A 6,011-nucleotide genomic window follows, 5' to 3' on the forward strand; every position below is an offset into this window, starting at 1 on the left:
TCATCAAGGCAGTCCGCCTGCGGCGGCCTGCACGCGTCGGGCGGTCGCTGGCCGCGCTGCGGCTCTTCGGCCGGTCGCGACCAGCGCCGCCCACGCGCTCTTTCCGCAAGAGTCGGCACTCGACGAGTGAGCGCATCTCCTGCTTGATAGCTGGCATAGCAGCCTCCAAGCGAGAGACCTCGTCATTTACACACCATGGAAAAGACTCTTGCCATTAGGGAAAATCGGGATGGAGTTAGCGGTGAACATTCTTTCTGTATCGATAGTTCATGATTAATGCCCAACGAAAAATTTTCCTAATTAACGGAGGCTGTGTTTGAGGGCTGACGAGCGTCGAGACATGGATAGGAGTATCCGGAACTACCTCATATCTGATGGCTTGGTGCGGCTGCCGGGAACCTGGACGGTGACGATGTGCCTGGGCACGGGGTCGCCTTCGATGTCAAACTTGGTGTGGCCGATGAGCGCACTCAGATGGGGTGGTGGCCCCGAAGGGTCGAATGCCTTATGCCGTAGGGCGACGAGAAACCCAATACGGATGTCGGTACCCTGGTAGGCAACTGCTTGTTTGAGGTAGGAAATCTTGTCGTTCATGGGAACTTTAGTAGAGTCGACCTTCATCTCGATATGAATCGCAAAGCCGTCGAACTTTAAACGAAGGTCTATGCGTCCGCCGCCCACATGCTGAACCTCAAACTCTGTGATCGATCCGAGATCAGTACTGCTGAGATAGTTGTATAGGTCGAGGTGAATTGAATCTTCCTTGGCATTCGGATCAAACAGGTAGGCGTAGAGATCGGATTGCGCATTGGTTCGCGTTGTGACAAACCGAATAATAAATCGCAAGACTTCATTGACGGCGGTTGCTACTTCGCCATTGTAATCCGGGCTTGATGCCAGAGCAGCACGGATGACAGAGTGCACATCGCTCTCCACGAGGTTGAGGCTGCGCTTTGCGATGGTCATGGCGTCGATTGCCTGAGCTAGTTCGGCCAGGGCCTGTGCGCTAAAAGTACCGAGTTCGGTCGCTACAATGGAGTCGTCCCGAATGAGTTGGTTAAGCGGTGATGGCAGCGGCGTTGACGCCCTACTGCCTTCGCCTTTTCCCTGACCAGCGCCTTCCAGCGCATGAGTTTTCGCAGCAGCCAGTACCGTACGGGCGACTTCAAGTTGCTCGGAGAGGGCGCTGTGCTGCTCGTCAGTCGCCTCTGCTGCTCGCTGTTCGAGGACGTAGGTGTGATCCTCAAGGTTGCTCAGCAGTCCAGCGGTCCTCGCGAAGCCGGACTCGACGATCGGCTGTATGAGCGTGAGCAGGCCGTCGGCGTCCTCCTCACAGCGTACGATTGTTATTGCACGCGACCCCATATAGATTTGTAGAAGATCGTCAACAACAATCTCGGCCTTGTAAAAACTGCTGCGCGCGAACTCTACACGAAGCCTATTCAGGTCGTCCGCAAGCCGGTTCCAAGCAAGGATCGCGGCTCTTTTTGAATCGCCATACCAGTGGTTAAGACCCATCGAGGTGATGTTGATCCGACGAACGCGCTCAGCCAGGTGGTCCAGAGCCTCCGGCTGCAACTGCGGTATTCCTAGCGCTTCTACAGTCGGAGGTACGCCCGACTCCTGAAGGAGGCCACATAGGATCTCGACAACGGTAAGCAGTATGCTGGCGTCTTCACGCTCATAGGTGTCTTGAGCGACCCTTAGATGCGCTGCGGATGCCTCCAAATGTTTCGTCATCCTAGAAAGATCAGATGCGCGTAGGGCACTAACTAACTCGATACCTGCTAGTACCCAGGCGGCGTCAGAGGCAATGTCCTCTGGGTCGGCGTCCAGGCGGATCTGGCCTGTCGGCGGATCCATGCCTGCAATAAGCCGGACGACACTGGAGAGGCTGGCGGCGTGGGGCCAGTAGTCGACAGCAGTGCCAACGGCCCGGATAACTGCAGTTCCGAAGGGCTTCGGCATGGGCGCATCGAAGCGTTCTAAGAGAGCCAATAACCCAAACGATGATCCGATTCCCGACAAGACTAGCCGCGTGAGTGCTTCTAGAGCGTCCGCTGCTCGTTGGGCAGCACGGCTATCGGAGTGCTCAAGTTTCCGGAAGCCGTCGATGATGTCCTCAAGCGATCTAACTAAGGCAGTACCAACAGCATCGAGTGCGAACGGGCTGCTAAGCAGCACGTCTAGGCTATCGGCGAAGATGGCGGGGCTTTGAGTTGCCGCGACTGCGGTAGTTACGGCGCGCAGCGCATCTGTGTAAGCGCCAGTCCGATTATCGGGGTGCGCAGCCTCACGCACAATTAGCCGGACGAGCGGGATGAGCACCGGACTGTCGGCGAGGGCAGGACTGTCGACAGCCAGACGCTCCCATCCTCCAAGAAACGCGAGAGCATCCTTAGTTGGCGGTCCGCTCGGACTTCTCATGAGCAACGCCATCATGTCTTCGGCAAGGTTCGTGGAGGGGTCGGTACTCATGTGCCCCCTCTCGACTCCGGTGCCTGATTGCGAAGCTGTAGGCGCTTCGACAACAAACTGTCATGAAACACCATCTCAAGCCCAGTCACCACACGTAGTTGTCGCCTTCAGCCACGACTCGACTCGCCTTGGGCAAGAGGTCGACGAGCGGGGTCGCGTTGCGGGTTGCGACAAAGATCTGCATGTCGGCCTCCTCTGCCACTGATCGGAGCGCCTCAACCATCGTGGCAAGATCTGACTCGGGCATCTCTTCTGCGGCCGGCGAGTCCAGGACGAGCAAGCCAGGGTGTCGGCCGATGCCCTCTGCGCAGCCGTGCTTGATGAGGGCAATAGCAGTCGCGATCTTCACGCGTAGCTTTTCCCCTTCGGTGATGACGGAGTATGTAGCCGGATCGCCGTTCTTACGCATCGACATGTTCGCCGCGCCGTCGAGCTTGATGTCACTAAGACTGTCGACACCAAAACCGACGGCAAGCCGTTCGATGTCAGCGGAGATCTTCAGTAGCAGCGGATCCTGGTGGTCCTTCACCCACTTCTTCAACACTTGTTCAGCTGCATCCGCGACCGCTGCACGTTCTGGATCTACCGGATCGGTGATCTTTGGGTTGCTTGACTGAGTCAGCGCTGTAAGGGCTCCCTCAGCGCGCGCGAGTTGAAGTTCAAGAGTGCGGCGTGCGTCGGTCGCTGAGAGTAGATCGCCCTCAGCTTCCACCCTTGCCGCAACAGCATTCCGCTGTTTGGTGAGCTCGTTAATTTCTGCAACCAGCGTTGCTAAGACCGCCTCCGCTGCAGCGACGGCCGCTTCGGCCGCTTCGACTTCGTTCCGTGACCCTTCGTCGAGATCGACCTCGTCGCCGTCACCTGCCATTTGCGCAACTAGCGCGGAGGTAACCTCTTCGGGCAGAGACGCAGCAATGATGACATCAGACTTCAACGCTTCGAGGTTGAGGCCGCTTGCGCAGACTGAGCACTCGTGCTTCTTGGGTTCAGCCGCTTGCCGCTCAGCTGTTACCTTCGCCGCGCAACGCGGGCACACGGTCGGTCGCATACGGTGAAAAAATTTGGTTGCGAGCGCGTCCTCGTAATCGGCGTGAATGCGCGCCTTCGCCGCCTTGAGTTGCTGACGTGCGGTCTCAGCGAGTGAAGACTGTCTAATGAGTCGACCTTCGAGTGCGTGCAACTGTCGCGAAAGATCGGAAGCATGGTTTGCGAACTGCAACATTGCTTCAACGTCAGGCATCTCTGCCGGAATTGCTGCGATCTTCGCTTTCACATCATCAATTGCTCTCTGTGCCTCCTTTCGGCTCTCCTCCACGGCTTCGCCAGCCACTTTGGCTTTCTCAGTCGCAGCCGACCGTTCGGTCTCTATCCCGCGACGTACCGTCATTGCGATAGCCTGTGCTGGCGCCCAATCAGTGCCTATGAACATTTGCATCATTCGCAGGCCAATAGTTTGCTCGTTCCCAACAATCGGGTCGAGCTGGCTGGCTCGTACAACGAACGAACTCGAGTACGACGGCCAGGCATGTACTTGTGCTTTTGTGTCAGTCCACACGGGGATGTGCTCTAAGCGTAGCCGGGTCATCATTAGTGAACCCATAACGCCTTCGAACTCGACGCCGTTGAATTCACCGATAATAGTGCTTTTGCTTGGCGTGCCGACATCGCCAAGTTTGACGACTCGTCCGCTCGCATTTCCGTTTTTTGCGGCGAAAGAAACTCGCAACTGCTCGGCGCCGACTGTCCAATCAACCTCGACATACTCGATCCATCGCCTTATGTCAGGCTGGAACCGTGGGCACCGGCCGGCCAGCGACCACATTAGGACGTTGAGGATTGTCGACTTTCCGCGCAGATTACGCCCCGATCCAATGCCGTTGACGCCTGCTTGCGGCTCCCACGTAAACTTAAATGGGACTTTTACTAGCCGGGGCGGCCTGGATCTAGCTGCGTCCAAGCTGCCTTCTTTGTCGCCATCTAAGTTGACGTCAATAGTTTTGGCGTCGTCTTCGACTAGTATCGATTCGTCGTTCTCCGCGTCGATATTGCCCGAGTGGTCTTCCGCGTTCTCCTCCGTATCATAGCCCGCAGCATCAGGGTGCGTCGGAGCAAGCCGTTTAGTGCCGCTGAAGTGAATTCGGGTGACGCGCAAGGGCACTGGGACGGCTTTGGTTGCCAAGGTCGGAATGCCCAAGTCGGCTAGAATTCCGTCGACCTTTCCGGCGGTCAGGATGTACCGCCGTTCTCCTTGCCTTCTCGCGAGATTCTTGACGACCTCGTCGGCTAGAGCGCTCACGTTCGGCCTCCAACATTTTCTGCAGCGTCGGTTGCGGCGTTTGCCAGAGTAAGAGCGAGCTTTTTCATCGCGTCGAGGCGCTCTCTAACCCGGGGGGCAATAGGCGCAATATCGAGGCCAAGTTCGGTGTTCGCATAGGTAGCCTGCTTATACTGCCGGTCTTTTAGACGTTGGCCGACATCGTCACCAACGACTAAGGCTACGAGATTGGCCTGCCTGGCGTACCAACCTAATACAGGATCACTGGCAAGCTCGGCGGCTGCATCTGCGCCAGCTTGCGTCAAGTAAAACTGGTTGCGTTTGCTTTTCTTGCCCGGTTGACCGGTTCGCTGCAAGGCCGCGAGACCGTAAGTCTCTAGCAGAGCAAATGCGTCGTCGAGTTGCTCATACGCACCAAAGAACCAGCGCGGCATTGGGTACCAATGCAGATCGGGTTCTGGATCATTTAATAGCGAATGGGCAGTATTCAAGAAACTTTCGGCGATCTTGCCGGCCTCTACCATGGTTACCAGTTCGTCGGCGAGATAGTCTGGATTTCGCATCCAGAAATCCATGGCTTGGAGCTTCAATTCGCTGCGAATGATCTTAGCCGTGTGAAGAGGTGCGCCGTCAATAATCGAATCGCCGCACTCGGCCAGTAGAACAAGTAATCGGACGGCATGCTGTGTTCGAGTCCCTGACGGGCGACCCGTCGCTTCCATGTCTTCTATAGTTCCACTCATCTCATCCGGTCAATCTCGATCGCAGCGGGACGACCAACTCAGGCGGCGGGTCAATTATCGCCTCGAAGTCCCGAAGACACCATGCGTTGGAGCACACTCGATGAACTGCAACAGCGGTCATCGCGGCACAAAACGTGCGCCCTGCCATCAAGGGCATCGGATGATCGACGCACTACGTTACTGGTGATCACCCTGTGCGAACACGCCCGAGAACTGTAAGGCAACGACAGGGCAGCCCGAGAGCCTTCCCTCGATTGGGCGAAGGGGCTGTCAAGCCAAGCGTGGAACATGTGTTTAATGATCTTGCGGATGACGGAGGTTCGGCGCGCGTTGGGCCAACCACCCCCATGACGTAGCCCAGTCGAGCGCTCACCGCTTTCCTGCTGCGGCGCTCTTTAGGCTGCCGCGTGGCTTCCGTTCCTAATGACGGTCGCGGGCACGTCCCCGGTCCGGCAGAGCGGAGCGGATGCCTACTTCCGTTGCAAGATCTCCGAGATCTTTCGCCCGAGACCGGT

3 protein-coding genes are annotated in these 6,011 nt (G+C 57.2%); all 3 read right to left on the bottom strand.

All coding sequences use genetic code 11. From position 1 onward, the window contains the following. Positions 1 to 360: 360 nt before the first annotated feature. The 3 genes from ACZ6RT_RS36355 to ACZ6RT_RS36365 all read right to left on the bottom strand — a co-directional run bounded on the left by ACZ6RT_RS36355 (position 361) and on the right by ACZ6RT_RS36365 (position 5,475). Entirely contained in the window at positions 361 to 2,478 is a 2,118-nt protein-coding gene (locus ACZ6RT_RS36355) for a hypothetical protein (protein WP_470158557.1), read from the bottom strand. 85 nt (positions 2,479 to 2,563) lie between these two features. Continuing rightward, positions 2,564 to 4,774 (bottom strand): hypothetical protein, encoded by a 2,211-nt coding sequence (locus ACZ6RT_RS36360; RefSeq protein ID WP_470158559.1) that lies wholly within the window; start codon positions 4,772 to 4,774, stop codon positions 2,564 to 2,566. Further along, positions 4,771 to 5,475, bottom strand: a complete 705-nt coding sequence (locus ACZ6RT_RS36365) for a hypothetical protein (RefSeq protein WP_470158561.1) — start codon at positions 5,473 to 5,475, stop codon at positions 4,771 to 4,773. The genes ACZ6RT_RS36360 and ACZ6RT_RS36365 overlap by 4 nt, the downstream gene beginning before the upstream one ends. Positions 5,476 to 6,011: the final 536 nt, after the last annotated feature.

The organism is Streptosporangium sp. NPDC050148 (assembly GCF_055586505.1).